Source organism: Allosphingosinicella sp., from assembly GCF_036387215.1.
Lineage (GTDB): Bacteria > Pseudomonadota > Alphaproteobacteria > Sphingomonadales > Sphingomonadaceae > Allosphingosinicella.
The window spans coordinates 1-1,997 of record NZ_DASVUE010000072.1 but is presented as its reverse complement, the minus strand read 5'-3'; the positions used below and the strand labels follow the sequence as shown (position 1 = coordinate 1,997).

Annotated in this window: 2 protein-coding genes; both read right to left on the bottom strand. The window is 65.1% G+C overall.

The window, feature by feature from the left end:
- Positions 1-3 precede the first annotated feature (3 nt).
- Positions 4-783: an SDR family NAD(P)-dependent oxidoreductase gene (locus VF662_RS03255; RefSeq protein ID WP_464137640.1), complete on the bottom strand. Its 780-nt coding sequence runs from the start codon at positions 781-783 to the stop codon at positions 4-6.
- Positions 770-1,993 carry a zinc-dependent alcohol dehydrogenase gene (locus VF662_RS03250; RefSeq protein ID WP_464137643.1) on the bottom strand — a complete coding sequence of 408 codons (1,224 nt, stop codon included), beginning with the start codon at positions 1,991-1,993 and terminating at the stop codon, positions 770-772. The genes VF662_RS03255 and VF662_RS03250 overlap by 14 nt, the downstream gene beginning before the upstream one ends.
- Between the last annotated feature and the right edge of the window lie 4 nt (positions 1,994-1,997).

Here is a 1,997-nt window from a genome sequence, read left to right as displayed (position 1 = left end):
GGCTTATTCCTTCGCCGTTCCGGGCTCGGCCATGCCGCGATGCATCTCGGCCGAGACGCCGCCGCCAAGCACCTTGGAGCCGGCGACCTGGAGCTTGTTCATGAGGCCGTAGACGACGCTTCGCTCCCCCTTCATCATCGCCTTGTAGCCGGTCCTCGCGACATCCGCGGGATCGTCCTTGCTGGAGCTTCCGACCTTGGTGTCGTCCATGTCCGCGCGGTGGAAGAACTCCGTCTCGGTCGCGCCGGGCTTGAGGCAGGTGACGGTGACTTCCGTGTCCTTGAGCTCGTTGTTCAGCGCATCGGAGAAGCTGTCGATGAACGCCTTGGAGCCGTTGTAGACGGCGTGGAACGCGCCGGCGATGTGGCCGGCGATCGAGCCGGTGATCAGGATGCGCCCCTCGTTCCGCGCCACCATCTCCCGGGCGACCTTCTGCACGAGATAGACGGTGCCGGTGATGTTGGTGTCGATCACGTGCCGCCATTCGGCCGGATCCTGCTCGAGGAAGGCATGGCCGAGGCCGTGGCCGGCATTGGCGAACAGCGCGTCTACCGGACGCCCGCCGGCGGCGGCAAGCAGCCGATCCACGCCTTCGAAGGTGGAAAGATCGGTCTCGACGTTCCGCACCTCGACGCCAAGGCCCTGAAGCTCGCGCGAGGCATCGACAAGCGGCGTGTCGGCCGCGACCACGAGATCGTACCCGTCCTGCGCGGCAAGCTTGGCGAGTTCCAGCCCGATGCCGGTGGACGCCCCGGTGACGATCGCGAACTTACGCTGGCTCATATTGCTGCTCCTTGGTGACTTTCACTTCGCCTTTCGGAAGGCCCGGCTTCAGCACGATCTTGGTGTAGGCATCCTGATCGTCGTGCCAGTGCCGGTACATGTCCGGCCCGTCCTCAAGGCTCGCGCGGTGCGAGATCATGAAGGTGGTGTCGAGCTTGCCCTCCTGGATCAGCTCCAGGAGCTGAGCAGTGTATTTCTGCACGTGGGTCTGCCCGGTCTTCATGGTGAGACCCTTCTCCATGAAGGCGCCGACCGGGAACTTGTCCATCATGCCGCCATAGACGCCGGGGACGGAGACGCGGCCGCCCTTGCGGCAGGCGAGGATCGCCTGGCGGAAGGCCGCGGGGCGGTCGGTGCCGAGCTTCAGCCAGACCTTGGCGTGATCGGCCAAATTGTCGATGCCGAGCCCGTGGCTCTCCATGCCGACGCAATCGATGCAGGCGTCTGGGCCGATGCCGCCGGTCATCTCGGCCAAGGCCTCGCGAATGTCGACTTCTCGGAAATCGAGCACCTCGGCGCCCATCTGCCTCGCAAGCTCGAGCCGGCGCGGGAAATGGTCGATCGCGATCACCCGGTGCGCCCCAAGCACGAACGCGGATTGGATCGCGAACAGGCCGACCGGGCCGCAGCCCCAGACGGCGACGGTGTCCCCTTGCTCGATCTCGGCATTGATCGCGCCCATCCAGCCGGTGGGGAGGATGTCGGACAGGAACAGCACCTGATCGTCGCTGAGCCCATCGGGGATCACGACCGGCCCGACGTCTGAATAAGGCACGCGCAGGTATTCGGCCTGGCCCCCGGCATAGCCGCCGGTGAGGTGCGCATAGCCGAACGCGCCGCCCATCGGGTGGCCGTAGAGCGTCTCCGACATGTCGGACGTGGTCGCCGGGTTGGCATTGTCGCAGGCGGAGAATTGCTGCTTGCCGCAGAAGAAGCAATTTCCGCAGGAGATTGTGAAGGGGATCACCACCCGCTGCCCCTTCTGGAGGGTGCTCTTCGATCCGACCTCGACTACCTCGCCCATATTCTCGTGACCGAGGATGTCGCCGGCGCGCATCGTTGGAATGTAGCCGTCATAGAGGTGGAGGTCCGATCCGCAGATGGCGGTCGAAGTGACCTTGATGATCGCATCGCGCGGATTGACGATCTCGGGATCGGGAACGGTGTCGACACGGACGTCGTGGCGGCCCTGCCAGGTGAGTGCGCGCATGGAT

Coding starts and splice junctions, on each gene's coding strand:
- VF662_RS03250 (WP_464137643.1), bottom strand. CDS start 1,993: ATGCGCGCACTCACCTGGCAGGGCCGCCACGACGTCCGTGTCGACACC.
- VF662_RS03255 (WP_464137640.1), bottom strand. CDS start 783: ATGAGCCAGCGTAAGTTCGCGATCGTCACCGGGGCGTCCACCGGCATC.